General features: G+C 44.7%; 1 pseudogene. It reads right to left on the bottom strand.

What is annotated here, in order from left to right:
* Positions 1–275 (bottom strand): annotated as a pseudogene (locus R8N49_RS29510) (hypothetical protein); the annotation flags it as partial.

Below are 275 nucleotides of genomic sequence, written 5' to 3'. Positions count from 1 at the left end.
TACTGACCAATCAGGTAGCCATTCTCCTTGTCCCACTCTTCTAAAAAAGAGACGGCATTTTGCTCTGGTACTTGAATTGTCCACGGATTCTTCGCTTGCACTCCCAACACTTCGGCAACGATAGGATTAGATTGCACCTCTGCTTGCGGAAACTTGGCCATGATTTCATCATCAGACAAGCTAAAGCGATACACACCAGCAATGATAACAATCGCTAATAGCACGATAGGAATAAGAAGAATGAGTGGAATTGGCAGAATTCTGCTGCGAGCCAT

The sequence above is a fragment of the Vibrio sp. 1978 genome, from assembly GCF_033344345.1.
The sequence above is the reverse complement of the archived record's forward strand: the minus strand, read 5'-3'. Positions and strand labels throughout refer to the sequence as shown.